This window comes from Streptomyces sp. NPDC012825, from assembly GCF_042900925.1.
Taxonomy (GTDB): domain Bacteria; phylum Actinomycetota; class Actinomycetes; order Streptomycetales; family Streptomycetaceae; genus Streptomyces.
This window is the reverse complement of record NZ_JBIBBZ010000002.1, coordinates 429927-456363: the sequence shown is the minus strand read 5'-3', so window position 1 is coordinate 456363 and position 26437 is coordinate 429927. Positions and strand designations below refer to the sequence as shown.

At 73.3% G+C, this 26437-nt stretch carries 20 protein-coding genes; 16 read left to right on the top strand and 4 right to left on the bottom strand.

What is annotated here, in order from left to right; translation table 11 throughout:
- Positions 1-128: 128 nt before the first annotated feature.
- Entirely contained in the window at positions 129-1610 is a 1482-nt protein-coding gene (locus tag ACFY7E_RS07530) for an aminopeptidase (RefSeq protein WP_389481794.1), read from the top strand.
- Between the two features lie 58 nt (positions 1611-1668).
- Here the strand turns inward: ACFY7E_RS07530 and ACFY7E_RS07525 are convergent, their stop codons facing one another.
- On the bottom strand, positions 1669-3531 hold the full coding sequence (locus ACFY7E_RS07525; protein WP_389481792.1) for a glycoside hydrolase family 3 protein: 1863 nt from the start codon (positions 3529-3531) through the stop codon (positions 1669-1671).
- Positions 3532-3746: 215 nt separating this feature from the next.
- A complete protein-coding gene (locus ACFY7E_RS07520; RefSeq protein WP_389481789.1) occupies positions 3747-4658 on the bottom strand; it encodes a LysR substrate-binding domain-containing protein in 912 nt (303 codons plus the stop codon).
- A 129-nt stretch (positions 4659-4787) separates the two neighbouring features.
- On the opposite strand from ACFY7E_RS07520, the gene ACFY7E_RS07515 reads away from it, so the two are divergent.
- On the top strand, positions 4788-5732 hold the full coding sequence (locus tag ACFY7E_RS07515) for an EamA family transporter (protein WP_389481786.1): 945 nt from the start codon (positions 4788-4790) through the stop codon (positions 5730-5732).
- A 22-nt stretch (positions 5733-5754) separates the two neighbouring features.
- On the opposite strand, the gene ACFY7E_RS07510 is transcribed toward ACFY7E_RS07515, so the two are convergent.
- Positions 5755-6693, bottom strand: coding sequence for a LuxR C-terminal-related transcriptional regulator (locus tag ACFY7E_RS07510; protein ID WP_389481784.1), 939 nt, complete (start codon positions 6691-6693; stop codon positions 5755-5757).
- Between the two features lie 409 nt (positions 6694-7102).
- Here ACFY7E_RS07510 and ACFY7E_RS07505 point away from each other — a divergent pair, with 409 nt between their 5' ends.
- The 14 genes from ACFY7E_RS07505 (at position 7103) to ACFY7E_RS07440 (ending at position 25016) form a co-directional block, all read left to right on the top strand.
- Positions 7103-7903, top strand: a complete 801-nt coding sequence (locus ACFY7E_RS07505; protein WP_383413407.1) for a hypothetical protein — start codon at positions 7103-7105, stop codon at positions 7901-7903.
- Positions 7904-8110: 207 nt separating this feature from the next.
- Complete coding sequence (locus ACFY7E_RS07500; protein WP_389481781.1) at positions 8111-8698, top strand: GNAT family N-acetyltransferase; 588 nt, start codon at positions 8111-8113, stop codon at positions 8696-8698.
- A gap of 275 nt (positions 8699-8973) precedes the next feature.
- Positions 8974-9558, top strand: a complete 585-nt coding sequence (locus tag ACFY7E_RS07495; RefSeq protein ID WP_365538520.1) for an isochorismatase family cysteine hydrolase — start codon at positions 8974-8976, stop codon at positions 9556-9558.
- Between the two features lie 29 nt (positions 9559-9587).
- A complete protein-coding gene (hypE, locus tag ACFY7E_RS07490; protein ID WP_389481779.1) occupies positions 9588-10616 on the top strand; it encodes a hydrogenase expression/formation protein HypE in 1029 nt (342 codons plus the stop codon).
- Positions 10617-10647: 31 nt separating this feature from the next.
- Entirely contained in the window at positions 10648-13035 is a 2388-nt protein-coding gene (hypF, locus tag ACFY7E_RS07485) for a carbamoyltransferase HypF (RefSeq protein WP_389481778.1), read from the top strand.
- A gap of 4 nt (positions 13036-13039) precedes the next feature.
- Positions 13040-14440, top strand: a complete 1401-nt coding sequence (locus ACFY7E_RS07480) for a diaminobutyrate--2-oxoglutarate transaminase family protein (RefSeq protein WP_389481777.1) — start codon at positions 13040-13042, stop codon at positions 14438-14440.
- 75 nt (positions 14441-14515) lie between these two features.
- Positions 14516-15223: a hypothetical protein gene (locus ACFY7E_RS07475; protein ID WP_389481775.1), complete on the top strand. Its 708-nt coding sequence runs from the start codon at positions 14516-14518 to the stop codon at positions 15221-15223.
- Complete coding sequence (locus ACFY7E_RS07470; RefSeq protein ID WP_389481773.1) at positions 15220-16590, top strand: MFS transporter; 1371 nt, start codon at positions 15220-15222, stop codon at positions 16588-16590. The genes ACFY7E_RS07475 and ACFY7E_RS07470 overlap by 4 nt, the downstream gene beginning before the upstream one ends.
- A gap of 7 nt (positions 16591-16597) precedes the next feature.
- Entirely contained in the window at positions 16598-17887 is a 1290-nt protein-coding gene (locus tag ACFY7E_RS07465) for an amidohydrolase (RefSeq protein ID WP_389481770.1), read from the top strand.
- Positions 17884-19134, top strand: coding sequence for an acetyl-CoA carboxylase biotin carboxylase subunit family protein (locus tag ACFY7E_RS07460; protein ID WP_389481767.1), 1251 nt, complete (start codon positions 17884-17886; stop codon positions 19132-19134). Before ACFY7E_RS07465 ends, ACFY7E_RS07460 begins: the two co-directional genes overlap by 4 nt.
- A gap of 97 nt (positions 19135-19231) precedes the next feature.
- Positions 19232-21844 carry an ATP-grasp domain-containing protein gene (locus ACFY7E_RS07455; RefSeq protein WP_389481765.1) on the top strand — a complete coding sequence of 871 codons (2613 nt, stop codon included), beginning with the start codon at positions 19232-19234 and terminating at the stop codon, positions 21842-21844.
- Positions 21841-23304: an MFS transporter gene (locus ACFY7E_RS07450; protein ID WP_389481762.1), complete on the top strand. Its 1464-nt coding sequence runs from the start codon at positions 21841-21843 to the stop codon at positions 23302-23304. The genes ACFY7E_RS07455 and ACFY7E_RS07450 overlap by 4 nt, the downstream gene beginning before the upstream one ends.
- Positions 23301-24530 (top strand): PLP-dependent aminotransferase family protein, encoded by a 1230-nt coding sequence (locus ACFY7E_RS07445; protein ID WP_389481760.1) that lies wholly within the window; start codon positions 23301-23303, stop codon positions 24528-24530. Before ACFY7E_RS07450 ends, ACFY7E_RS07445 begins: the two co-directional genes overlap by 4 nt.
- Positions 24531-24641: 111 nt before the next feature.
- Entirely contained in the window at positions 24642-25016 is a 375-nt protein-coding gene (locus ACFY7E_RS07440) for a nuclear transport factor 2 family protein (RefSeq protein WP_121828153.1), read from the top strand.
- 52 nt (positions 25017-25068) lie between these two features.
- Here ACFY7E_RS07440 and ACFY7E_RS07435 read toward each other — a convergent pair whose 3' ends face one another.
- Entirely contained in the window at positions 25069-26115 is a 1047-nt protein-coding gene (locus ACFY7E_RS07435; RefSeq protein ID WP_389481758.1) for a LacI family DNA-binding transcriptional regulator, read from the bottom strand.
- Positions 26116-26437: the final 322 nt, after the last annotated feature.

The window sequence follows — 26437 nt, the reverse complement described above, 5'->3', positions numbered from 1 at the left end:
CCGTGCCGACGCGCCGGATCCCGTGCCGACGCACCGGAAAGTCCAAGGGTGAGGACCGGCCGGGTCTGGCGGTCCGCACCTCGCCCCCGCTAGGTTCGCGACACCGTTGTGAATCATGGGGAGGGTGCATGCGCACGTCGCTCAGGCTGCTGCTGTCGCTCTCGGTGCTCATAGGCACCGTGGGCTCCACCGGCGTGGCCACCGCCGCGGACACGGACACCGACAGCGCGTCCGTCGTCGACTCGCAGGGCAAGACCACGGGCGGGGCCGCCGACCAGGCCGCCGCCGAGGACATCAAGGACCGCATCCTGGCGATCCCGGGAATGAGCCTGATCGAGGAGAAGCCGTACGCCGGCTACCGCTTCTTCGTCCTGAACTACGAACAGCCGATCGACCACGCGCGCCCGTGGAAGGGCACGTTCCAGCAGCGGATCTCGGTCCTCCACAAGGACACGGACCGCCCCACCGTCTTCCGCACCAGCGGCTACGGACTGAGCACCACGCCGAGCCGGGCCGAGCCGACCCGGATCGTCGACGGCAACCAGATCTCCATGGAGTACCGCTTCTTCACCCCGTCCCGGCCCCAGCCGGCCGACTGGTCGAAGCTGAACATCTGGCAGGCCGCCAGCGACCAGCACCGGATCTTCGCCGCCCTGAAGAAGATCTACGGCAAGAAGTGGCTCTCCACCGGCGCCTCCAAGGGCGGCATGACCGCCACCTACTACGAGCGCTTCTACCCGCGCGACATGGACGGCGTCGTCGCCTACGTCGCCCCGAACGACGTGGTGAACGACGAGGACTCGGCCTACGACCGCTTCTTCGCCACCGTCGGCACCGAGGAGTGCCGCGACCGCCTGAACGGCCTCCAGCGCGAGGCCCTCCTGCGGCGCGGACCCCTGGAGGCCAAGTACAAGGCGTGGGCCGAGGCCGAGGGCGCCACCTTCAACACCGTCGGCACGCTCGACAAGGCCTTCGAGGCCGTCGTCCTCGACTTCGTGTGGGGCTTCTGGCAGTACTACGGCCAGGACGTCTGCGACGAGATCCCGGTCGCGAAGACGGCGACCGACGACGAGGTGTACGACACGATCGACGCCTACTCCGGCTGGGCCGCCTACACCGACCAGGGCCTGGAGCCGTACACGCCGTACTACTACCAGGCGGCGACCCAGCTCGGCTCGCCCTTCATCAAGCAGCCGCACCTCAAGGGCCTCAGCCGCTACGGCTACCAGCCCGCCCGCAACTTCGTGCCGCGCGAGATCCCGATGAAGTTCGACCCGCGGGCCATGAAGGACGTGGACTCCTGGGTCCGCAACAACGCGAACCGCATGCTGTTCGTCTACGGCGGCAACGACCCGTGGGGCTCCGAGAAGTTCCGCCCGGGCAAGGGCGCGCGCGACAGCTACGTGTACGTGGCCCCGGGCGCCAACCACGGCGCGAACGTGGAGGGCCTGGTCGAGGCCGAGCGCAAGAAGGCCACCGCCCGCATCCTCGCCTGGGCCGGCGTCCCCGCCCCGGCCGAGCGGGCGGCGCAGCCGCTGGCCCGCTTCGACGCCCGCCTCGACGGGGCGGTCGACGAGGAGGCGACGCGGGAGCACGGCCTGCGGCCGTAGTTCCCGACCGACGGAGTGAGGGGGGCGCGTCCGGGCGGGCGCGCCCCCTTCCCGTCCGTCAGCGGTACGAGAGGCCGTACCCGACCGGGTACAGCACCCGGTCCGGGTCGTCGGCGCTCTGCACCGGCACCGGGAGCCGGCCCCGGGGTTCCGCCCGCCCGGCCAGGACCCGGACGGCGGCCCGGAGTTCGACGTCGGTCCAGGAGTACGCGGCGAGGGTCGCCCGCTGGCCCGTCAGGTGCGCGACGTCGTACGGGTTGCGGATCGCGACCGTCACGACGGGCACTCCGGTCGCCGCGAGCCGCGCCACCAGGGTCCGCTGGGTGCTGGTCGCGGTGACGTTGTACGTGCCGACGACCACCACGTCCTTCCCGGCCGCGGCGGCCACCGCCTCCTCGATGCGCGCGGCGGTCGGGGCGGTCCCGGTGGGGAGGGCCGTCGCGGTGAACCCCAGCTCCCGCAGGGCCGTCGCCAGGGTGGTGGTGGGCGGCCCGGTGGTGCCGGACGGCGAGGCCGGGTCGGCGCCGACGACCAGGACCGAGCGGTGGCGGGAGGGGCGCAGGGGCAGGAACCCGCCCTCGTTGCGGAGCAGGGTCGTGGTCCGCTCGGCGATCCGGTCGGCCCCCGCGAGGTGGGCCTCCGTGCCGACCGTCCGGTCGACGTCCGCCCGGGACGCGTACGCCCGCTCGAAGAGACCCAGCTTCGCCTTCAGGCGCAGGATGCGCAGAATCGATTCGTCGAGCCGGGCCTCCGTCAGTTCGCCGTCGCGAACGGCCTTCAGGACCGCGTCCCGGGCGACGTCGAGCCTCGGCGGGTTGAGCAGCTGGTCCACCCCGGCCTCGAGGGCGAGGACCGGGACGCGCTCGTCGCCGTACTTGGTGCGCACGCCCTCCATGCCGAGCGCGTCGGTGACCACCACGCCGTCGTAGCCGAGCCGTTCGCGCAGGATGCCGGTGAGGATGGGCCGGGAGAGGGTCGCCGGGTCCTCGCTGGGGTCGAGGGCGGGGACCACGATGTGCGCGGTCATGATCGAGTCGATCCCGGCGGCGATCGCGGCGCGGAACGGCGGGGCGTCCAGCTCCTCCCACTGCTCCCGGGTGTGGGTGATGGTCGGCAGGCCGTAGTGGCTGTCCACGGCGGTGTCGCCGTGGCCCGGGAAGTGCTTGGAGGTGGCCGCCACCCCGGCCCGCTGATAACCCTGGACCTGGGCGGCGACGAGGCCGGCGACCGCGTGCGGGTCGGAGCCGAAGGAGCGGACGCCGATGACCGGGTTGGCGGGGTTGACGTTGACGTCGGCGACCGGGGCGTAGTTCTGGCGGATGCCGAGCGCGGCGAGTTCGGTGCCCGCGATCCGGGCGGCCCGGCGGGCGTCGGCGTGCGAGCCGCCGGCGCCGAGGGCCATCGCGCCGGGCAGCAGGGTGGCGGGCTCGCCCACCCGGCAGACGATGCCGTGCTCCTGGTCGGTGGAGATGAGCACCGGAACGGGGTTGGACCGGGCGAGGGCGGCCCGCTGGATGCCGTTGGAGAGGTCGGCGATCTGGCGCGGGTCGCGGGTGTTGTGGGCCCAGGAGAAGTAGATGATCCCGCCGACGTGGTAGCGCTCGACCAGCTCGGCGGCCGTGCGGACCCCGATCTCGGCGAGGTTGGCGTCGACGTCGGCCTGGTCCGGGGCGGTCGCGGAGTGCCCGTACACCCGCATCACGAAGAGCTGGCCGACCTTCTCCTCCAGCGACATGCGGTCGACGATCCGCCGGAGCCGCCGGTCGTCGTGCCGCTCGGGCGCGGCCTGGGCGGGGGCGCCCGTCCCGGTGACGGCGGCGGCCGCGGCGGCGGCGGTCACCGCGAGGAGGGTGCGGCGGGAGGGGGAGGAGAGGGGAGCGGTGGCGGTGGCGGTGGAGGGTGCGGGGGCGCGGTGGTGCACTGGTGCTCCTTCCGGCCGTGCGGGGTGAAGGAAACTTCCAAGGGGACACGGATAGCCGGAAAATAACTGCCAGGTCAAGGATTCGCGCGGAAATCGCCCGACGGCGGGCCGCCCGTGACCCGGTCGGCGGGGCGGGGTGCGGGCGGTGGGGTGGGGTGGGGCCGGGGTGGAGGCGGGCCCGGACGGTGGCGAGTCCGCCGTGGGGTGCCGGTCCGTCAGACCGCGGACGCTATGGCCGGCCAGAGTTCCTGGAGGGTGCGGACCGTCTCGCGGATCGCCGGGCGGCGGGCCGCGCCCGTGCGCCACATCGTGTGCAGCAGGCGCTTCGGCATCGGGTCGAGGCGGATCGGCGCCACCTCCGGCGGCAGCGCCCCGCGCCCCAGGCGGGGGACCAGGGCGATGCCCAGGCCGGCCGCCACGAGCGCCACCTGCGTGTGGTTCTCGCCCGCCTGATGGACGATCAGCGGCTCGTACCCCGTCGCCCGCAGCGTCCGTACGAGCCAGTCGTGGCAGACCGACCCCGGCGGCTGCGAGATCCACCGCTCGCCCGCCAGGTCCTCCCGGCGCACCGAGTCCCGCGCCGCCAGCGGATGGTCCCGGGGGACGAGGATGTCGCACAGGTCGGCGCCGACGACCGCCTGGTCGACCCCCGGCGGGGCCGGCAGCGGCGCGATGTCCCAGTCGTGCGCCACGGCCAGGTCGATCACGCCCCGCGCCACCAGGTCGATCGACAGGTGCGTGTCCACCTCCGAGAGCCGGACGTCCAGGTCGGGGTGGCGCCGGGTCAGCTCCGCGAGCGCCCGGGGCATCAGGCCGCGCGCCGCGCTCGGGAAGCAGCCGATCGTGAGCCGCCCGGAGGGCTTGCCGCGCCGCTCCTCCAGACGCACCTCCGCCTCCTCCATCAGGGCGAGGAGCCGGCTCGTCGTGGCGGCCAGCTGGTGGGCCTCGTCGGTGAGCCGGATGCCCCGGCCCTGCCGTTCGAGCAGGGTGGTGCCGGTCTCCCGCTCCAGCTTGGTGATCTGCTGGGAGACCGCGGACGGGGTGTAGCCGAGGGCCTCGGCCGCGGCGCCCACCGTCTTGTGGACGGAGACGGCGTGCAGGGCCCGGAGCCGGCCGATGTCCAGCACGGTGACCACCTCGAAGACTTCGGAGGAGCGGGGAAGCGGGGGCGGGACGTACGGAATGAAGCGCCGCTACATCCAATCATGTAGCGATCCGTGCTGGTGCTACACGGTCACCGAGAGGATCCTCGGAGGATGCGCCCCGCACACATCGCCCTGGCAGCGCTGGTCGCCGCTGTCTGGGGAGTCAACTTCGTCGTCATCGAGATCGGCCTCGGCCACTTCCCGCCGCTGCTCTTCTCGGCCCTCCGGTTCCTCGCCGCCGCCCTGCCCGCCGTCTTCCTCGTCGGACGCCCCAAGGTGGCCTGGAAGTGGATCGTGGGCGTCGGCCTCGTCCTGGGCGTGGCCAAGTTCAGCCTGCTCTTCATCGGCATGGACCTGGGGGCCCCGGCCGGACTCTCCTCGCTGGTCCTCCAGGTCCAGGCGGTCTTCACGGCCCTGTTCGCCTTCGTCGCCCTCGGCGAGCGGCCGGGCCGCGTCAAACTGGCCGGCATGGCGATCGCCCTCGGGGGCATCGCGGTCGCGGCGGTCGACGAAGGCACCTCGGGCCCCCTGATCGGCTTCCTCCTGGTGATCGGCGCGGCGGTCTGCTGGGGCGTCTCCAACGTCCTGACCCGCAAGGCCTCCCCGCCCGACGCGCTCAACTTCATGGTCTGGGTCAGCACCGTGCCGGTCCTGCCGCTGCTCGCCCTCTCGCTCCTCGTGGAGGGGCCCGAGCGGGACCTCGCCGCGCTGCGCGACCTCGACTGGGCCGGTCTCGGCGTCATCGTCTACGTCGCCTGGATCACCACCATCTTCGGCTTCGGCGCGTGGGGCTGGCTCCTGCGCCGCTACCCGGCCTCCTCCGTGGCGCCGTTCTCGCTCCTCGTCCCGGTCTTCGGGATGTCGTCGGCGGCGCTGTTCCTGGGCGAAGGGGTGAGCGGGCTGCGCTGGTGCGCGGCGGCGCTGCTCGTCGGCGGCGTGGCGCTGACGTCGCTGTGGCGGGGATCGCCGCCCCCCGCGCCGCGGACGGTGGAGTCCGCGGAACGGGAGGCGGCTCCCCCGGACCCGCTGCCCAGCGGCAGCCCGTCCAGGGGATGACCCCTTTCCCGAGGGCCGCCTCCTAATGGCCGCCGAACGGCTCCTTGCTCAGCAGATAGCCGGCGTGCAGCCGGTTACGGGCGCCGATGCTTTTCATGATGTGGGAGATGTGCCGCTGGCAATTCCGCAGGGATATTCCCACGACCTGGGCTATTCGTTTGTCGGATTCCCCCTGGGTGAGAAGCGAGATGATGGCGTGCTGAATCTCGGACGTGGCCGCCACCCGGTCGGACCTGCGCTCCTCGGGAGAGAGATCGGAGGCGATGGTCCAGACCCGGTCGAAGGCCTCCGCCACGAAAGCGACGACCTGCGGATCCCGTACGATCACGGCTCCTTTCGAGTCGTCCGGGAGCGGCAGGATGCCGACCTTCCGGTCGAACATGATGCAGCGCGGAAACCCGCCCGCGAGCGTACGCACCTGGGCGCCGAGGGGGGTCACCCGGTCGACGTACGAGAGGGTCGCGGGGCTGAAGCGGGCGGTGTGCTGGTAGAGCGTCCGCATCCTGACCCCGCGGCCGAGCAGTCTGGTCGTGCGGTCCATGCTGTCGGCGAGCACCTCCTCCACCCGGGCGCCGCCGGGCTGCGAGGAGAGCGCCTCGTCGCAGCACTCGTCGGCGAAGCCGGTGATCAGCCGGCGCACGTCGGACAGCTCGTGGACGACCTCCAGCGAGCAGTGGGCGTGCCGGGAGTGCGGAGTGGTCAGTTCCAGCTCGTCCAGGCTGCTCCGGAGCTCGTCGACGAGCGCCTGGGTGCGGTTCACCTCCCGCTGGAGCGGGTTGAGGACCTTCACGCGGGCGAAGTGCACGGGATGCGGAACCAGGGGATCCGACCCGGTGCCGCCCGTATCACCCGTGCCGTCCGTGCCACCCGTACCGCCGGCGCCGTCCGTACCGCCGCCGTCCCCCAGGAGTCCCAGTTCGCGCAGGTCCCGTACGGCTTCCCCGGCCTCCCGCCGGTCCATGCCCAGGGCCTCCGCCGCGGTTTCGACGGTGCACCTGGGCGATTCCGAGACGTACCGGTACAAACGGTCCGCCGATTCTCGGAGCGGTGGCGGGTCAATCGCACCGCTTATTCCGTTTCCGTCCAATGTGTCCCCCTGTCATGTTTCCGCCAGGGGCAACATGATCCCAGAGGGGACTGGTCTAGAAACGGCTTTCCGCCGGAGGATGAGCGAAGCGCTGACGACCTCAACGCTCGTCCGAAAGGTAGGGGTTTTCCATGGCACGTGCAGCGAGAAACCTTCTCGCCATCACGGCTTCCGCGGCTCTGTCCTTCCTTCTCGTCCAGGGAACCGGTGCACAGGAAGAGCGCGCATTCCTCGCCGGTTCCGGCCAGAGCAAAGTGATCAACGACCTCGGGTGGGGATGACCATGCCTCGTAGCAAGTCGTACAACACGTACTCCAGCCTCCAGCGCCCCGAGTTCCGCAAGCGCGTGGACGAGCTCCTCCTGAAGTTCGAGCGTGACTTCTACGAGAAGAGCAAGGGCGCGGAGGGCATGCTCGACGCGAACAAGTTCGACATGGACCTCTACAAGCGTCACAACGTGGAGACCATGATCCGGATCGGTCTCAAGCGCGCCGTGGACCCGCTGGTCGCCAACTACTGGGCCACCCGCGACCCGCAGCTCTCCAAGGAGTGGGGCCTGTACGGCGCCGAGGAGGGCCGCCACGACCGCATGTTCGCCGGCGACCTGCACAAGGTGGGCATGACGGACGAGGAGATCTACGCGATCCGTCCCACCTTCGCCACCGAACTGCTCAACGGCTACTTCTACTACACGCTCGCCACCGAGGGCCCCCTCGCCTCGATGATCAGCGGTTTCTACCTCGAGTACATCGCGGGCAAGACCCAGCCCGACTGGCTCGACATCATGGAGCAGCACGTCGGCGCCAACAACACCAAGGGCGCCCGCGCGCACCTCGCGCTCGACGAGGACGACGACCACGTCGACATGGTCTGGAACATGATCATGCGCGTGATCAAGACCGAGGAGGACGAGGAGCGCTTCGTCGAGCACCTCACGAAGATCAACTCCCTCTTCGTGTCCTACTTCGTCGAGGTCTACGCCGCCACGGTCCTGGGCCTCGGGTCCGACCCGTCGCAGCTGACGCAGGTCTCGCCCGGCGCCGCGGTGCAGACCAACCTGCAGGCCCGGGTCGCCGCGGTCTGACGTTCCGGGTCCGGCGTTCCGGGAGCGGCCACGCCCCGGAGCGCCCGCGGACCCGTCCGGCACCCGAACACCCCCCCCTGGCGACACCGGACACCGCGTACCCACACCCCCGCCCCACGCCGCCCGCCGCGGCGCCGGGCGGCGCGGGCGGCGGTGTCCGGTGTCCCTGCGGGCTGCCCACCGTCCGGCAAACCCACGGGAAGACCCATGCGATACGAATGGCCGCGCGAACTGTCCGAGAAGGACATGCGCGAGATGATCGAGCTGATGGACGCCGTCGCGGTCAAGGAGCAGACCCTCGGCTTCTACGAGCCCGTCGGCCCGGAGAAGGGCCTGGCGCTGATGCGGGCCTTCGACGCCGACCTGCGCAAGGGCGCGATCGACGTCCTCGCGGTCCGCGACGAGGAGGACGACCGGATCGTCGGCATGGTGACCCTCGCCCGGGCCCCGCTGCCGGCCCGCCGCCACATCGTCGACATGCGCCGCTGCGTCATCGCCCCCGACCGGCGGGGCCAGTTCCTCCTGGAGGGCTGGTCCGAGGCCCTGCACAAGGCGCGCGACATGGGCTGTGAGGTCATCACCCTCGAAGTCCGCAGCGACGGCCCCGTCGGCCTCTGGGAGCGGCTCGGCTTCCGCGAGTACGGGCGACTGCCCGACTACGCCCGCCTCGACGGGCGCGAGGCCGTCACCGGCCACTACCTCTACGCGCGGATCGCCGACGTCCTGGCCCACTTCGAGGCCACCGGCACCTGGCTGCACGAGCCGCAGCAGGAGAGCGCCGCCCTCGTGGGCTGACCCCGCGCTCCCCGCACCACCGTTCCTCCCGCACCACCGTTCCTCCCGCACCACCGTTCCTCCCGCACCACCCCTTCCCGTACCGCCGCGTCCCTCAGGACGCCCCCGGCGCGTACGTCTCCCCTCCCGGACCCGCCCGCGCCCCGCGGGACGGCCCCGCCGTGCCCGCACCCGGCCCCGGCGCGCCGCCGCACGTCCCGGAGCGTCCTCCCGCCGGCGCGACCCTGCGCGCGCCCGGCTCCCACACCCGCACGGCCACACCGAAGGGCACACCCATGTCCAAGATCGCCGTCCTCACCAACGACCTCCAGTACGAGCTCGTGGAGAAGAACCCCGAGCGCGTCGCGGCCGTCGCCGCCGCCACTCCGCACTTCACCGGCTTCCTCGACGAGATCCGCCGCCGCGGCCACCACGTCTTCCACCTCCAGCTCGTCAACGACCCCGACGACCCGAACGCCGAGCGCTACGACGGGCACCTCCCGGTCCAGCGCGGCACCCGCGGCGCCGAGGTCCTGGAGGAGTTCCTCGCCCCCGAGGACGTCGTCATGGAGAAGAGCAAGGACTCCGGCTTCTACGAGACGGACCTGCACGAGCGCCTCCAGGCCCTCGGCGTCGACACCGTCCTCATCACCGGCATGCAGACCCAGATCTGCGTCCAGACCACCGCCGCCGACGCCTTCTTCCGCGGCTACAACATCTGGGTCCCCTCCGACTGCGTCGTCTCCGCCCGCCAGGAGGACAAGGACCGCGCCCTGGAGTGGCTGGACGGCTACTGCGCCACCGTCTCCGACTCCGCCGAGGTCATCAGCGTCCTCGACGCCGAGGGCACGCTGCCCCGCAAGAACATCAAGACCCCGTGACCGCGACCCTCCCCGACCCAGGAGCAGCCATGACCGCGAGCACGGCCGGCAGCAGCGACGAGATCCTGCTCGACCACGGCACCGGGGCGAAGCTGAGCCAGGAACTGGTCCAGCTGATCGCCGAGACCCTCGGCGACGTCTACATCGGCATCATGGAGGACAGCGCGATCCTCCCGGTCGAGACCGGGCGCATCGCCATGACGACGGACTCCTTCGTCGTCGACCCGCCGTTCTTCGGCAACGGCGACATCGGCAAGATCGCCGTCTGCGGCACGGTCAACGACCTCGCCGTCGCCGGATCCCGCCCCAAGTACCTCACCCTCGGCATGATCCTGGAGACGGGCCTGCCGATCGAGCGCCTCAAGCAGGTCCTCGTGTCGATCCGCGAGACGGCCCGCGAGGCCGGCGTGCAGATCGTCGGCGGCGACACCAAGGTGGTCCGCAAGGGCGAGGCCGACCAGCTCTACCTCAACACCGCGGGCGTCGGCGTCTTCGAGCGCGAGCCGCTCTCCATGACCGACGTGCGCCCCGGCGACAAGGTCATCCTGAGCGGCCCCATCGGCAACCACACCGTCCACCTGCTCTCCATCCGCGAGGGCCTCGGCTTCGAGCAGCGCGTGGACAGCGACTGCGCCCCGCTGAACAACCTGATCGACGGGGTCCTCGACCGGGTGCCGGCCGGAGCCGTCCGCTCCATGCGCGACGTCACCCGCGGCGGACTGACCGCCGTCCTCCACGAGTACGCCGGGAAGCTCGGCCGCACGATCCGGGTCGACACCCCCAGCCTGCCGATCCAGCACGAGACCGCCATGGCGGCCGACATGCTCGGCATCAACCCGCTGCACTGCGCCAACGAGGGCTGCCTCGCCGTCTTCGTCGACCCCGCCGCCGAGGCGGACGTCCTGGCGGCGCTGCGCTCCCTCCCCTACGGCGAGCACGCCGTGACCGTCGGCGAGATCTCCGAGGACCCCGAGGCCCTGGTGCTGCTGCGGGACGCCGACGGCCGGGAGACGCAGCTGGAAGAACTCCTCGGGGCCGAACTGCCCCGGCTCTGCTGAGGACCCGACCCAGGAAACGAGGGGGATCACCATGAGCACCGTGACGTCTCCACCGGAAACCGCCACCTCCCCGCCCGGCACCGAAGGGTGGCGGCTGCGGGTCACCGGGGTGGTGCAGGGCGTCGGCTACCGGCCGTTCGTCTACAAGCTGGCCCGCGAACTGGGCCTCTCCGGCTGGGTCCGCAACGACCCCGAAGGGGTCCTCGTGGAGGCGTCCGGACCGGACGCCGCCCTGGCCGAGTTCGCCGCCGGTCTCACGGACCGCGCGCCCGAACTCGCCCGCGTCGACGGTGTCGTGGTGACCCGGGGGCTCCCCGCGGGCAGCGTGCCCGCGGGCCCCTTCACCATCGTCCACAGCGAGCACACCGGCACCCGCACCGCCCTGCTCCCCGCCGACACCCACGTCTGCGGCGACTGCCAGGGCGAACTGCGGGACCCGAACGACCGGCGCCACCGCTACCCGTTCATCAACTGCACCAACTGCGGGCCGCGCTACTCCATCATCCAGGACCTGCCCTACGACCGGCCGGCCACCACCATGGCGTCCTTCACCATGTGCGCGGCCTGCAAGGCCGAGTACGAGGACCCGCTCGACCGGCGCTACCACGCCCAGCCCAACGCCTGCCCCGACTGCGGGCCCCGGCTCCTCCTCACCGACCGGGAGGGCCGCACCACCGAGGGCGACACCGCCCTGCGCGGCGCCGCCCAGGTCCTCGCCGACGGCGGGATCGTCGCCGTCAAGAGCGTCGGCGGCTTCCACCTCGCCGTGGACGCCACCCAGCCGGAGGCCGTGGCCCTGCTGCGCCGCCGCAAGCGCCGCGACTCCAAGCCGTTCGCGGTGATGGTCCGCGACCTGGCCACCGCCCAGCGCCTCGCCGTCCTCTCCGAGGACGAGATCGACGTCCTGCGCTCCCCGGCCCGCCCCATCCTGCTCGCCCGCAAGCAGCCCGACGCCCTGCCCGAGTCGGTCGCGCCCCGCAACCCCAACCTCGGGATCATGCTGCCGTCGGCGCCCCACCACCACCTGCTCCTGGACGAACCCGGCCTGGAAGCCCTGGTGATGACCAGCGGCAACATCTCCGGCTACCCCATCGCGTACCGCAACGAAGAGGCCCTGGAACAGCTCTTCGAGATCGCGGACGTCATCCTCTACCACGACCGCGACATCGAGATCCGCGTCGACGACTCCGTCGTCCGCCTCTCCGTCCACGACGAACTCGACGCGCCCCTGCTCCAGTTCGTCCGCCGGGCCCGCGGCTACGCCCCGTACCCCGTGGACGTGGGCCGCGAGGTGGCGCCCGCCGTCGCCCTCGGCGCCGAGCTGAAGACGACGGTCGCCCTGTCGCACGGCAGCAAGGTCTTCCTCAGCCAGCACATCGGCGACCTCAAGAACGACGAGACCTTCGCCTCCCACCGGCGCACCGCCCGCCACCTCGCCCGGCTCTACGCCCTGGAACCGCGCCTGACCGCGCACGACCTGCACCCGCAGTTCCGCTCCACCCGGGCGGCGCTCGACGAGGACGGAGAAGGGGCCGGCGCCGGGCGGACCGTCGTCGAGGTGCAGCACCACCACGCCCACATGGCCTCCTGCATGGCCGAGAACCACGTCACCGGCACCACCCTCGGCGTGATCTTCGACGGCTTCGGCTACGGCGAGGACGGCACCGTCTGGGGCGGCGAGTTCCTCCTCGGCGACTACGCCGCATACCGGCGCGTCGGGCACCTCCGCCGGCTGCCCCTCATCGGCGGCGACCAGGCCGTCCGCGAACCCGTCCGCACCGGCTACGCCCTCGCCCTCGACGCCTTCGACGGCGACCGGGAGAAGGCCGTCGCCGCCTTCCCCGCCCTCGCCGAACTCGGCGAGCAGCAGCGGCACGTGTACGCCACCATGGCCGCCCGGGGCATCAACTCCCCGGCCACCTCCAGCATGGGCCGCCTCTTCGACGGCGCCGCCGCGCTCGCCGGGGTCTGCTCCCGCGCCGAGTACGAGGCCCAGGGCCCGATCGAACTGGAGGGCCTGCTCGCCCGCGACCCCGCCCCGGAGGCCGCGTACCGCTTCGACGCCCGCACGCCCGACGCGGACGGTCCCGTCGAGGTCGACCCCCGGCCCGTGATCCGGGCCATGGCCGCCGACCTCGCGGTCGGTCTGCCCGCCGACCGGATCAGCCGCCGCTTCCACACCGCCGTCGTGGAGATGGTCCGCGACCGCTGCCGGGCCTTCCGCGAGGAGACCGGTGTGCGGCAGGTCGTCCTCTCCGGCGGCGTGTTCCTCAACGAGTTCCTGCTGCTCAACTGTCTGACCGGGCTGACCGCCGACGGTTTCGACACCTACGTCCACCGACAGGTCCCGACCAACGACGGGGGCATCGCCCTCGGCCAGGTCATGGTCGCGGACGCCCGTACATCCCCTGGGAAGTGATGACGTGACCACCCCCACGACCGCCCCCGCACCGGACGCCGTCCCCACACGGGACACCGCCCCCGTATCGGACACCGCCCCCACACCGGACGAGATCTACGCGTACGTCGCGGCCCGCGAATCCGGCGCACGCACCTACGCGACCGCTTTCGGCCAGGTCCTCCAGGACGGCCAGGGCGCCCGCGTCCGCGACGGCCACGGCACCGAGTACATCGACTGCCTGGCCGCCGCCGGCACCCTCGCCCTCGGCCACAACCACCCCGAGGTCCTGCGCCGCGTCCGCGCGTACCTGGAATCCGGCCAGGTGCAGCAGGCCCTCGACCTGACCACCCCCGCCAAGTACGCCTTCCTGTCGGCGCTCTACGCGCACCTGCCCGGCACGATGGCGGACACCTTCCGCACCCAGTTCTGCGGGCCCGCCGGGGCGGACGCCACCGAGGCCGCGATCAAGCTCTTCAAGACCGCCACCGGCCGCCGCACGGTCCTCTCCTTCCACGGCGCCTACCACGGCATGACGGCCGGCTCGCTGGCCCTCACCGGCAACCTGGGCGCCAAGGAGGCCGTGCCCTCGCTCATGCCGGACGTGCACCACCTGCCGTACCCCTACGACTACCGCTGCCCCTTCGGCCTCGGCGGCGACCAGGGCGTCCGGGTCGGCCTCACCTACATCGAGCGGCTGCTCACCGACCCCGAGAGCGGCATCACCAAGCCCGCCGCCGTCTTCGTGGAGGCCGTGCAGGGCGAGGGCGGCGTGATCGCCGCGCCCCCCGAGTGGCTGCGCGGACTGCGCGAGATCACCGCCCGCCTCGACATCCCGCTCGTCCTCGACGAGATCCAGGCCGGCTGGGGCCGCACCGGCACCATGTGGGCCTTCGAGGAGTCCGGCATCGAACCCGACGCCGTCCTCGTCTCCAAGGCGGTCGGCGGCGGCTTCCCGCTCGCCCTGCTGCTCTACCGCGACACGTACGACGCCTGGCGGCCCGGCGCCCACGCGGGCACCTTCCGCGGCAACCAGATCGCCCTGGTGGCGGGCGCCGCCGCCCTGGAGGTCTTGGCCGAAGAAGGACTCGTGGAGAAGGCCGCCGTCAAGGGAGAGTTGCTCGGCGGCCTGCTGCGGCGCCTCGCCCTGACCCGTCCGGAGATCGGCGACATCCGCGGCAGGGGCCTGATGTGGGGCGTCGAGCTCGTCGACCCGGACGGCGAGGCCGACGCCCTGGGCGCCCGGCCCGCCGACGGCGACCGCGCCCGCCGCGTCAAGAAGGCCTGCCTGGAACACGGACTGCTCCTGGAGAGCGGCGGTCGGCACGGCGCCGTGCTCCGGCTCCTTCCGCCCCTCACCATCACGGAGGAAGAGATCCACGAGGTGGTCGGCGCCCTGGAGAAGGCCCTCATCGACTGCGCCTGAGGGCGCGTCCGAGGGCCCGCTCCCGGGAGCGGGGCACCCCGCGAACAACGCGACGAACGTGAAGGAACGAAGCACATGACGACGGCAACCGGTGCCGGGCAGTGGCGGGTCGACTTCGACGCCGAGGTGGTCTTCAGCAACGGCGGCTCCCTGCGGACCGAGGGCTTCCGCCTCGACGTCCCCGGGGACGACATCGACGACGCCGCCCTGGGCGAACTCCTCGTGCGCCACCTGGGGCTGCTCATGGTCGGCGGTACGACCATCAGCCGCAAGGAGCTGATCCGGGAGCCGCACAAGGGCTCGCGTAACACGGGGACGGAAGAGGGCGTCCCGGTGCGCCGCACGGTCGACCTGACCGGGCCCGGCACCCGCCTCGACCGGCCCGCCGGGGCGTCGGAGGGCATCGAGGGCCTGGTCGACCTGCCCGTCGCCCTGGTCCGGCTCGCGGGCACCGCCGAACCGGTCGCCGACCGGCTCGCGCTCGCCCCCTTCGAGCCGGCCGGACACGCCGTCGTCGTCCACACCGGCCGCCCGGACGGCCCCTTCCTCACCCCGGACGCCGTCGCGCTCCTCGCCGAGCGCGGCGCCGCCCTGGTCGCCACCGACGGAGTCGAGCGCGACGGCCCCGCCGCCAAGGCCCTCGCCGAGGCCGGCCTCCCGCTCCTCACCGGCCTGACCGGCCTGACGGACCTCCCGGCCGTCGGCGCCCGCCTGCACGCGGTCCCGCACCCGGCCGGACACGGCGACGGGGACGGCGTACGGGTGTACGGGGTGGCCGAATGAGCACCTCGGAGATAGGCACGGGGGCGGTGCCTCCGGCCGGGACGACGGTCCCGGCACCGCCGGCCGAAGGCACCGCCCCCGCACCCGGTACCGCCCCCGCCCGCAAGCCCCGGCGCGAGCTGCTCGCCGCCAGCGTCGGGTCCGTCGTGGAGGCGTACGACTGGACGATCTACGGCGTCCTCGCGCCGTACTTCGCCGAGCAGCTGTTCCCCGGCTCCTCGCCGACCGCCCGGCTGATCGCCGCCTACCTCGGCTTCGCGCTCGGCTTCCTCGTGCGCCCCCTCGGCAGCGTCGTCATCGGACGGCTCACCGACACCCGGGGGCGCCGCTTCGGGCTCACCCTCACCGTCGGTCTGATCGCGGCCGGTTCGCTGCTCCTGGCGGTGATTCCCGGCCACGCGTCGATCGGCCTCGCGGCCCCGCTCCTCGTGGTCGCCGCCCGGCTCGTGCAGGGCCTGTCCGTCGGGGCCGAGAACCCGAGCGCCGCCGCGTACGTCACCGAGACGGCCCCCGGCCGCAGCCGGTACTTCTACAGCGCCGTCTCCTACGGCGGCGTGGTCCTCGGCAGCGCCCTGTCGTTCATCGTGCTCGGCGTCCTGCTCGGCGTGTTCGGGGAGACGGGCGTCGAGGACGGCGCCTGGCGCCTCGCCTTCGTCTTCGGCGCCCTGCTCGGCCTGACGGCCCTGTGGATCCGGCGCGGCGCGGCCGAGAGCGAGGTCTTCACCGAGGACGCCCGCGAACGGAAGCGCGCGCCCGCCGCGAGCCCCTGGCCCGTCCTGCGGGCCCACCTCGGGCCGCTCTCCGTCGTGTTCGCCATCACCTCCGGCGCCACCACCGTCTTCTACTTCCTCACGGTCGACTTCCCGGCGTACGCCGCCGACGCGGGCGCCGCCACCAAGGAGGAGGCCTCCGGGGCCCTGCTCCTCGGCATGGTGGCCCTCCTCGCCGGCATGCTCGCCGCCGGGAAGGCGGCCGACCGGTTCGGGGCCCTGCCCGTCCTGCGCACCGGCTTCACCGGGCTCGCGCTCGGCTCCGTACCGCTCCTCGCCGGCATGGTCGCGGGCCGCGTGCCCGTCCCGGTCGTCACGGTGGTGCTGCTGTTCCTGCTCGCCCTGCCCCTCGCCGTCAGCAACGTCTTCGCGGGGCAGCTCTTCCCGCCCGCCGTCCGGGCGGTCGCCGTCGGCCTGCCCGCCGCCCTCGCGATCAGCCTCTTCGGCGGCACCTTCCCGGCCCTCGCCGAGTGGCTGCGCTCCACCGGCCACGGCGGCTGGGTGCCGTGGTGGCCCGCGATCACCTGCGCGGCGGCGCTGCTCGCCTCCTGGGGCGTGCGCGAGCACCCCCTTCCCGACACCCCCGTCTCCGAGTGAGGACGCCATGGACTCCCTGACCGCAGTGCTCGACGCGCTGGAACCGCTGTTCCCCGCCCTGGAGGCCGACTACCAGGACCTGCACGCCCACCCCGAGCTCGCCTTCCAGGAGAAGCGGACGGCGGCCCTCGTCGCGGAGCGGCTCGCGGCCCAGGGCGGCTGGGAGGTCACCACCGGCGTGGGCCGCACCGGCGTGGTCGCCGTCCTGCGCAACGGCGAGGGCCCCGCGGTCATGCTCCGCGCCGACATGGACGCCCTGCCGGTCAAGGAGGCCACCGGCCTGCCGTACGCGAGCACCGTGACCGCCACCGACGACTCCGGCACCGAGGTCCCGGTGATGCACGCCTGCGGCCACGACCTGCACGTCGCCGCCCTGCTCGGGGCGTGCGCGCTGCTCTCCTCCCGCACGGACCACTGGAAGGGCACGGTCGTGGCCGTCTTCCAGCCCGGTGAGGAGAGCGGCTACGGCGCCCGCTCGATGGTCGACGACGGCCTGTTCGAGCGCTTCCCGAAGCCGGACGTCATCCTCGGCCAGCACGTCGGCCCCGGCCCCGTCGGCCTCATCGCCACCTGCCCCGGCACCGTCATGGGCGCCACGGACTCCATCACGGTGAAGCTCTTCGGGCGCGGCGGCCACGGCTCCAAGCCGGAGTCGGCCGTGGACCCGGTCCTCATGGCCGCCTCCCTGGTCCTGCGGCTCCAGACCATCGTGTCCCGCGAGACCCCCGCCCAGGAGCCGGTGGTGGTCACCGTCGGCAAGCTCCACGCGGGCACCACGGCCGCGGTCATCCCGGACACGGCCGAACTCGGCATCAACGTCCGCACCAGCTCGGCCCCCGTCCGCGACAAGGTCCTCGCCGCCATCGAGCGCCTGGCCAGGGCGGAGTCCGACGCGGCCGGCGCGACCGCCGAGCCGGAGATCACCTCCGTCTACCACCTGCCGATGACGGTCAACGACACGGCCGCCGCCGAGCGGGTCGCCGACGCGCACCGGAAGGCCTTCGGCGACGGGGCCGTGATGACGATGGGCCCGACCACGGCCAGCGAGGACTTCGGCATCCTGGCGACGGCGGCGCAAGTGCCGTCCGTGTACTGGTTCTGGGGCGGCCTCGACCCCGAGGTGTTCACGGCCGCGTTCGCCGCCGGCCGCCTCGACGAGGACATCCCGCAGAACCACGCCCCCACCTTCGCCCCCCAGTCCGGGCCCGCGCTCCTCGTCGGCGTCCGCTCGATGGTGGCCGCGGCCCTGTCCTGGCTGACCGACGCCCCGGCGGACGCGGAGGGGACGACCGCATGACCAGGCCCCGCCCGCACGTGACGGTCCTGCACCGCTGGCGGGACACCCACGCGCTCTACGCCGACTACGTCGACCACGGCACCCACCGGGTCACGTACATCAGCACCGAACTCGGCCGGACCTCCGTCCCCGGGGACGCCGAGGCCGTCGTCACCGTCGGCCTCACCGACGACCTGCCCGCCGTACGCGCGGCCCTCGCCGGGCTCGTCGAGCGGTACGGCCCCCCGGAGGCGCTGCTCGCCCTCAACGAGGGCGACCTCGACACGGCGGCCCTGGTCCGCGAGGAGTTCGGGATCGCCGGGCAGACCCCGGAGGAGCTGGCGGTCTTCCGCGACAAGCTCCTGATGTGCACGACGGTGGCCGCCGCCGGCATCCCGGTGCCGCCGCTCGCCCACGTCCCCGACCCCGGCGCCGTACGGGAGTTCGGGGACGCGCACGGCTGGCCGCTGGTCTGCAAGCCCCACCGGGGCACCGCCAGCAGGGGAGTGGTCCGGCTCGACTCCGGGGCCGACCTGGACGCGCACCCGGAGCTGGCCGCCGACCTCGCGGCCGAGCCGTTCCTCGCCCAGACGTACGTCGACGCCCCGATCCTGCACATCGACGGCCTGTGGGAGGGCGACCGGCTCGGCAGCTGGACCGCCTCCCGCTACGTGGGCGGCACCTGCGCCGACTTCACCCAGGGCAACTGGCTGGGCTCGGTCGAGGAGGACGACCCGGTGCTGCTCGCCGCCGTGGAGCCGTTCGCCGCCGCCGTCGGGGCCGCCCTCGGCGGGGGCCGGCCGTGGGTCTTCCACCTGGAGGCGTTCGTCACCCGGGACGCGGACGGCGGGCCCGCCCTGGTCTTCCTGGAGTGCGGGGCCCGGGTCGGCGGCGGCGAGATCCCCTTCACCTGGCGGGACGTCCACGACGCCGACCTGATGGCCGCGGCGGCCGACATCCAGCTCGGCCGGGTGCCGGTCCTGCCGACCCTGAAGACCGGCGAGGTCGGCGGCTACCTGCTCCTCCCGCTGCCCGTCCCCGCGCCCTGCCTCGTCGAGCGCGCCGACTGGACCGCACCGCCGGCCGAGGAGCGCATGCCGTACGCGGTGCTGCACGTGCCCGTCGGCCAACGCGTCCCCCCGATCAGCGGATACGAGCACGTCGGCACCCGCTTCCGCTTCCGCGGCCCGTCCACCGCCGCCGTGGAGGACGCCATCGAGACCTCCGCGCACGGCTTCCGGCTCACCTGCACGCCCCTGGACACGTAACCGGCCCGAACACCCCGAGCCCCGGGCCGGACCGCACCACCCGCACCGCCTGCCACACCCCGCACCGCATCGGAAAGGAACACACACCGTGTCCGTCATGACCACCGAACGCCCGCGCGTCATCCTGGTCGGCAGCCGCATCCGCCAGTACCGGGAGTACGCGCTCGCCTCCCTCGCCGCGCGGTACGAGGTCACCCTGATCGCCCCCGAGGCGCCCAGCTGGCAGGCGAAGTACGTCGACACCCACCGGATCGCCGACACGACGGACGCGCACAAGCTGTTCCCCTCCGTCGCCGACCTGCGCGGCGAGGTCGCCGAGGCCGCGATCGTCACCTGGGACGAGTGGTCGCTCGCCGCCGTCTCCTCGGTGGCCGCCCGCCTCGGCCTGCGGGCCATGGACCCGGCCGCCGCCAAGGTCTGCCGCGACAAGTACGCCACCCGCCAGGCCCTGGAGGCCGCCGGCATGGCGGCCGTCCGCCACGCCCCGGTCGCGAGCGAGGACGAGGCCGTCGCCGCCGCCGAGGCCATCGGCTTCCCCGTCGTCGTCAAGCCCCGCACCCTCGGCGGCAGTTTCGGCGTCATGGTGGCCCGCGACGCCGACGGCCTGCGCCAGGCCTACCGGCTCGCCTCCGGCAGCCGCCTCCAGGGCGCCGGCACCGCCGACACCGTCCTCGTCGAGGAGTACGTCGAGGGCCCCGAGCTGAGCGTCGACAGCACCGTCGTGGACGGCGTCGTCACCCCCGTCTGCGTCGCCCGCAAGCGCCTCGGCCCCCAGCCGTACTTCGAGGAGGTCGGCCACCTGGTCACCGGCTGGCGGGACGAGCCGTGGGCCGAGGCGGTCGTGAAGCTGGTCGAGGACTCCCACCGGGCCGTCGGCGTCGACTACGGCGTCACCCACACCGAGCTGCGCGTCAGCGCCGACGGACCGCGCCTGATCGAGCTGAACGGACGCCTGGGCGGCGACCTCATCCCGCACGTCCACCGGCTCGCCACCGGCATCGACCTGGCCGTCGCCGCCGCCGAGATCGCCTTCGAGCGCGTCCCCGACCTCACCCCGACCCGCGCGCTCAGCGGCGAGATCCGCTTCCTCTACCCCTCGTACGACGGCACCATCGACCGGGTCGTCCTGCCCGACCCCTCCGAGGTCGACGGCCTGGTCGAGGCCGTGGCCCTGGTCGAGCCCGGCGACGAGCTCCAGCTCCCGCCGCGCGGCCTCACCCCCCGCTCGGCCGCCCTCATCGCCGTCGGCGAGAACCCGGTCGAGACCCGCCGCGCCCTGGACCGGGCCGAGGGCCTCTCCCGCACCGAGGTGACCGGCGCGAGCACCCACAAGCTCGGCGCCCGCGTCGAGAACGCCGTCACCCGCCGCTTCTTCGACCACGAGCGCACCGCGGCCCGCATGACGGTCTCCGGCGTCCGGGGCGTCGAGTGGTTCCGCTACGGCGCCGGCGGCGGCGAGGGCCTCAACCGCCCCGTCTTCCTCAGCGCCGAGGACGTCACCGGCCTCGAACACGACCTCAACGGCCTCTTCGAACTCCTCAAGTCCGTCCCCGAGCGCCTCTTCGGCGGCGACCTGCGCGCCTTCGCCAAGGCCGTCGGCATGAGCGACACCCAGGCCGACCTGGTCCTGCGCGGCGCCGTCGAGGAGATCCCGCCGCTGTCCCGCGCCGACCTCTACCGCGAGACCGGCGGCTTCCGCCTCATGGAGCTGAACACCGGCACCTCGCTCGGCGGCTGGCAGATGGGCGAGTTCGCCCGCGCCCTGATCAAGGACGAGCAGTTCGCGGCCTTCGCCGCCACCGAGGACCTGGTCTACCCCGACCCGCTGGCCCGCATCACCGACGTACTGCGCCGCCAGGCCCCCTCCCTCGCCGGGATCGAGCGCCCGCTGCTCGCCATCACCGACTGGCCCGACGGCTTCGAGAAGTCCAGGTGCTGGATGGAGTTCGTCGTCCCCGCCTTCAAGGACCTCGGCTTCGACCCGGTCGTCTGCCATCTCGGGGACTTCACCTACGAGGACGGCGGGGTCGTGTACGACGGGCGGCGCGTCGACGTCGTCTACCGCCTGTTCCTGCCCGGCGAGATGCCGGACGAGCCGCGCACGTACGACCTCGTCAACCCGCTCCTGGACGCCGCCGAGGCCGGGCGGGTCGAGCTGTTCGCCTCGCTCGACTGCGAGCTGTACGGCAACAAGGGCAGCCTCGCCATGCTCAGCGACGAGCGCAACCGGGCCGCCCTCACCGAGGAGGAGCGCGACCTCGTCGACCGGATCCTGCCCTGGACCCGCTTCGTGCGCGACGAGAAGGTCACCTTCGAGGGCGAGAAGATCGACCTCCTGCCGTACGCCGTCGCCAACAAGGACCTCCTGGTCCTCAAGCCGACGCTGCTCTACGGCGGCGTCGGCGTCACCCCCGGCTGGACCACCGACCAGAAGGAGTGGGTGGAGAAGCTCCACCAGGCCGTCGGCGGGCCCTTCGTCCTCCAGCGGCGCCTGCTCCCGACCACCGAGCGGTTCCTCTCCGAGGACGGCGTCACCACCGAGGACATGGCCGTCGCCTACGGCACCCTCATGGTCGACGGGAAGTACGCCGGCACCCTGGCCCGGGGCGTCACCGACCCGGCCGTCGGCATCGTCAGCATGCTGCGCGGCGCCCAGATCGGCTGCGCCTTCCACGTGGCCGACCCGGCCTCCGGCGAGGGGGAAGCGTGACCGGGTCGACCGACTCGCACGGCCCGAGCGACGTGAACGACGTGAACGGCTCGAACGGTTCGAATGACGTGAACGGCTCCAACAGCTCGAACGGCTCGACGGAACCGGCCGGCCCCACCGGGCCGGCCGGCCCGGCGGCCCCCGGCGACGGCGCACCCGCCGCCGCCGGGGGCGGTGAGCGCGGAGCGCTGTGGCGCGACGCCGAGTTCATGAAGTTCTGGACGGGCGAGGGCATCTCCCAGATCGGCGCCCAGGTCACCACCCTGGCACTGCCCCTGACCGCCGTGCTCACCCTGGACGCGTCCTCCTCCCAGGTCGGTCTGGTGAACGCCGCCTCCTACGCCCCGTTCCTGCTCGTCACCCTGCTCGTCGGGGTCTGGGTCGACCGCGTCCGCCGCCGCCCGCTGATGATCGCGGCGAACGTGGGACGCGCGCTGCTCGTCACGGCGGTCCCCCTGCTCGCCGTGGCGGACCTGCTGCGCATCGAGTTCGTGTACGTGGCGGCGCTCCTCATCGGGGCGCTCACCGTCGTCTTCGACGTCGCCTACCAGTCGTACCTGCCGACCCTCATCGGCAAGGAACACCTGGTGGAGGGCAACAGCAAGCTCCAGGGCACCAGTTCCCTCGCGCAGATCGGCGGCCCCGGCCTCGCCGGCCTGCTCATCGGCTGGGTCACGGCGCCTTACGCCCTGCTCATCAACGGCGCCTCGTACCTGGTCTCGGTGGTCACGCTGCTCGCGGTCCGCCGGCCCGAGCCGCCGCCGCTCGTGCCCGAGCACCGCACGAGCCTGTGGAAGAGCGTCGGCGACGGCGTCCGGATCATCCGGGACAGCGCCCACCTGCGGGCCTGCGCCCTCCAGTCCGGGCTCTACAACTTCTGCTGGATGTCGCTCCAGACCGTCTTCGTGCTGTACGCGGCCCGGCGCCTGGACCTCTCCCCGGGAACGATCGGCCTGCTGCTCGGCACCGGCGCGGTCGGCTCGCTCGGCGGCTCCCTGGTGGCCCGGAGCCTGAAGCGGGCGATGGGGCTCGGCCCCGCGATCCTGGCGGCGCTCGTGCTGTGCTGCGCCGCCCCCGTGATCATCCCGCTGGCCCCGGCGAACGACGGGATCCTCACCCTGGTCCTGTTCGTGGCCGCGTTCGCGCTGATCGGCGCGGGCGGCACGATGGCCAACATCCACATCATCAGCCTGCGCCAGTCGATCACCCCCGACGAGCTGCTCGGCCGGATGAACGCCGGCTACCGCTTCGTGTCCTGGGGGATGCTCCCGCTCGGCGCGCTCGTCGGCGGCTGGCTGGGCGACCTGATCGGCCTGCGCGAGACCCTGTTCGTGACCGCCGGGGCCTTCCTCTCGGCGGTCCTCGTGGTGCTGCTCTCCCCGGTCTGGCGGCTGAAGGACTTCCCGCCGCAGATCGGCGCGGAGCCGGAGGCGACGGAGAAGACGGCGGTGACGTCATGACGGGAGACGGCGGCGGGGCCGCGACGGCGGGGGACTTCTCCGGGCTCCTCGCCCGGCGCACCTCCTGGGGCCGCTCCGACGCCATCGACCGCATCCTGTCGGCCGCGAACGCGCCGGGCGTCCTGTCGATGGCCGGGGGCATCCCGGCCCCCGACAGCTTCCCCGTGGCCCGGCTCGCCGAGGTGACGGACCGGGTCCTCTCCCGGTCGGCCACCTCCGCCCTCCAGTACGCCCCGACGGCCGGCACCGCGCCGATGCGCGAGGCGGTGGCCCGGCGCGCGGGCGAGACGGGCGCGGCGGTCGGTCCGGAGCGGGCGATGGTCACCGGCGGCAGCCAGCAGGGCCTGGACCTGGTGGCCCGGACCCTCCTCGACGAGGGCGACCTGGTGGCCCTGGACGACCCCAGCTACCTGGGCGCCGTCCAGTCCTTCCGGGGCGCCGGGGCCCGGCTCCTGCCGCTCCCCACGGACCGCGACGGCATGCGGACCGACGTCCTGGGGGAGCGGCTCGCCGCGGGCGCCCGGCCCAAACTGGTCTACGTCGTCCCGCACTTCCACAACCCCACCGGCGGCGTGCTCACCACCGGGCGCCGCCGGGAACTGGCGGGCCTGGCCGACCGGTACGGCTTCCTGATCGTCGAGGACGACCCGTACGGCGACCTGGCGTTCGACGGGGAGCGGCTGCCGTCCACGGACGTGCACGGCGACCGGGTGATCCGGCTGATGAGCCTGTCGAAGACGCTCTGCCCGGGGTTCCGGGTGGCCGGGCTCACCGCCCCGGCGGGCCTGATCGGCGAACTGGTGGCGGCCAAGCAGAGCAGCGACCTCCAGACGAACACCTTCGGCCAGTACGTCCTCGCCGAGCTCCTCGGCGACCCGGCGTTCCTGCCCGCCCACCTCGCCCGCCTGCGCACCCTGTACGGGGGCAAGGCGCGGGCGACGGCGGCGCTGCTGCGCGAGCGGCTGCCGTGGCTCGCCTTCGACGACCCGCGCGGCGGCCTGTTCTTCTGGTGCTCCGTCGACGATCCCCGGGTCACCTCGGACCTGCTGTACGAACACGCCCTGGCCCAGGGACTCGCGCTCGTGCCCGGAGCGCCGTTCTGCATCGAGCGGGACGGCTCCCGGCTGCTGCGGCTCTCCTTCGCGACCCTCGACGAGGAACAGCGGCGGGAGGGCGTCTCCCGCCTGGCGACGGCCTTCGACAAGGCCAGGGCGGACGCGTACTGAACCACCCCTTCCCGACGATCGCACACGCCCCACCGGTGCGCGCCGAACCACCCTCCCGGCGCGCACCCGCACCGCCCTTCCGACGACGACACGCAACGAAGGAGCACGGTCATGACGGCACGCACACACCCCCCGGTGACCGCCGACTCGCTGGTGGCCCGGCTGTTCCAGGTGGTCGACTCCCGCTCGTGGGACGACCTCGGCGAGGTCTTCGCCGACGACGCGGTCTACGAGCGCCCCGGCTACCCGGCCCTGGAGGGCCTGGACCGGATCCGCCACTTCTACGAGCACGAGCGGATCATCGCCTCGGGCGCCCACGAGGTCGACCAGGTCACCGGCGGGCTCGCGGCGGCGGCCTGCTGGGGCCGCTTCCGGGGCGCGAGCCGCGACGGCACGGCCCTGGACGAGGGCTTCGCCGACACGTACCTGGTCCGGGACGGCAAGATCGCGTACCGGAGGACGTACTTCTACCGCGCGGCGATCTGACGCGGGACGGGAACGGAGCGGGGGCCGGCCGGAGGGTCGGCCCCCGCTCCGTTCACCTCCGGGGCCGCCCCGTCGACCCCCGTACCACCAGCTCCGCCTGGACCGTCGCGAGGCCGCCCGGCGGGGGATCCTCCGAGGCCGTCGCCAGGCGGCCGGCCCGGGCCCCCGCCTCGTGCAGCGGGAGGCGGACGGTCGTCAGGGCCGGGACCGCGTCCAGGGCGGACGGCAGGTCGTCGAAGCCCGCCACGGACACGTCGCCGGGGACGTCCAGACCGCGCTCCCCGAGGGCCGCGCGGACGCCGAGGGCCACCGTGTCGTTGCAGGCGACGACCGCGGTCAGGCCGGGGTCGCGGGCGAGGAGCTCGGCCGCCGCGGCGTGACCGGCGGCCCGCTCGTACGGGCCGTGGACCGTGGGCCCCTCCGCGACGCCCGCCGCCGCGAGCGCCTCCCGGTGCCCCTCCAGGCGGTGCCGGGCCGTCGTCCGGCCGGCCGGCCCCGCCACGTACCCGATGCGCCGGTGGCCGAGGCCGAGCAGGTGCTCGGTGAGGCGGCGCGCGCCGGTCCGGTGGTCGAAGACGAGGGCCGCCGTGTGCGCGTCCCCCTCCACCGGCGGGCGCCCGCACAGCACGACCCGGGTCCCCGCGGCCGCCAGCCTGGACAGCTTGGCGGCCGTCGCCGCCAGGCGCCGCGGGTCCTCCAGGGAGCCGCCCATGAGGATCACGGCGGCGGCCCGCTGCTGCTGGAGCAGCGTGAGGTAGGTCAGCTCGCGCTCGGGGGAGCCGCCGGTGTTGCAGACGACGGCGAGCTTCTCGCCCCCGCCGCGCCCGGACGCGCCCGAGCCGATCGCGGTCTGCGCCGCGCTCGCCAGGATCCCGAAGAAGGGATCCGCGATGTCGTTGACCAGCACGCCGACCAGGTCGGACGCGGCGGCGGCGAGAGAGCTGGCGGGCCCGTTGAGGACGTAGTCGAGATCGGCCACGGCCCGCAGCACCCGCTCGCGGGTGGACTCGGCCACCGGATAGTTGCCGTTGAGGACACGGGAGACGGTGGCGGGGGAGACCCGGGCGCGGGCGGCCACGTCGGCCAGGGTGACGGTCATCGCGTGCGTACCTCCGGGGCCTTGTGGGGGCATTGTCGGCAGGCTAGCCCTCCTGTCCGCAGAAAGCGCTTTCCCCCCCGCACGGGACACAGCCGAACACGGACCACCGAGGCAACCACGCGCGAGGCACCAGGAGAGGAATCCTCCATGACGCGCAGGACCGTCCGCATCGCCGTGAACGGCGTCACCGGCCGCACGGGCCATCGTCGGCACCCGGTCCCGCTCGATCCTCGCCCTGTGTGAGCAGGGCCGACAGACCGGCACGAAACGTCACTCAGACCCGGAGTCGGGCCCCCGAACGACCCCAGGGGCATCCTCACTG

Excerpts from the sequence above, each read along its gene's own strand:
- ACFY7E_RS07530 (WP_389481794.1), top strand. The coding sequence starts at position 129 with ATGCGCACGTCGCTCAGGCTGCTGCTGTCGCTCTCGGTGCTCATAGGC.
- ACFY7E_RS07515 (WP_389481786.1), top strand. The coding sequence starts at position 4,788 with ATGCGCCCCGCACACATCGCCCTGGCAGCGCTGGTCGCCGCTGTCTGG.
- ACFY7E_RS07510 (WP_389481784.1), bottom strand. The coding sequence starts at position 6,693 with ATGGACCGGCGGGAGGCCGGGGAAGCCGTACGGGACCTGCGCGAACTG.
- ACFY7E_RS07505 (WP_383413407.1), top strand. The coding sequence starts at position 7,103 with ATGCCTCGTAGCAAGTCGTACAACACGTACTCCAGCCTCCAGCGCCCC.
- ACFY7E_RS07500 (WP_389481781.1), top strand. The coding sequence starts at position 8,111 with ATGCGATACGAATGGCCGCGCGAACTGTCCGAGAAGGACATGCGCGAG.
- ACFY7E_RS07495 (WP_365538520.1), top strand. The coding sequence starts at position 8,974 with ATGTCCAAGATCGCCGTCCTCACCAACGACCTCCAGTACGAGCTCGTG.
- hypE (WP_389481779.1), top strand. The coding sequence starts at position 9,588 with ATGACCGCGAGCACGGCCGGCAGCAGCGACGAGATCCTGCTCGACCAC.
- hypF (WP_389481778.1), top strand. The coding sequence starts at position 10,648 with ATGAGCACCGTGACGTCTCCACCGGAAACCGCCACCTCCCCGCCCGGC.
- ACFY7E_RS07475 (WP_389481775.1), top strand. The coding sequence starts at position 14,516 with ATGACGACGGCAACCGGTGCCGGGCAGTGGCGGGTCGACTTCGACGCC.
- ACFY7E_RS07470 (WP_389481773.1), top strand. The coding sequence starts at position 15,220 with ATGAGCACCTCGGAGATAGGCACGGGGGCGGTGCCTCCGGCCGGGACG.
- ACFY7E_RS07465 (WP_389481770.1), top strand. The coding sequence starts at position 16,598 with ATGGACTCCCTGACCGCAGTGCTCGACGCGCTGGAACCGCTGTTCCCC.
- ACFY7E_RS07460 (WP_389481767.1), top strand. The coding sequence starts at position 17,884 with ATGACCAGGCCCCGCCCGCACGTGACGGTCCTGCACCGCTGGCGGGAC.
- ACFY7E_RS07455 (WP_389481765.1), top strand. The coding sequence starts at position 19,232 with ATGACCACCGAACGCCCGCGCGTCATCCTGGTCGGCAGCCGCATCCGC.
- ACFY7E_RS07445 (WP_389481760.1), top strand. The coding sequence starts at position 23,301 with ATGACGGGAGACGGCGGCGGGGCCGCGACGGCGGGGGACTTCTCCGGG.
- ACFY7E_RS07440 (WP_121828153.1), top strand. The coding sequence starts at position 24,642 with ATGACGGCACGCACACACCCCCCGGTGACCGCCGACTCGCTGGTGGCC.
- ACFY7E_RS07435 (WP_389481758.1), bottom strand. The coding sequence starts at position 26,115 with ATGACCGTCACCCTGGCCGACGTGGCCGCCCGCGCCCGGGTCTCCCCC.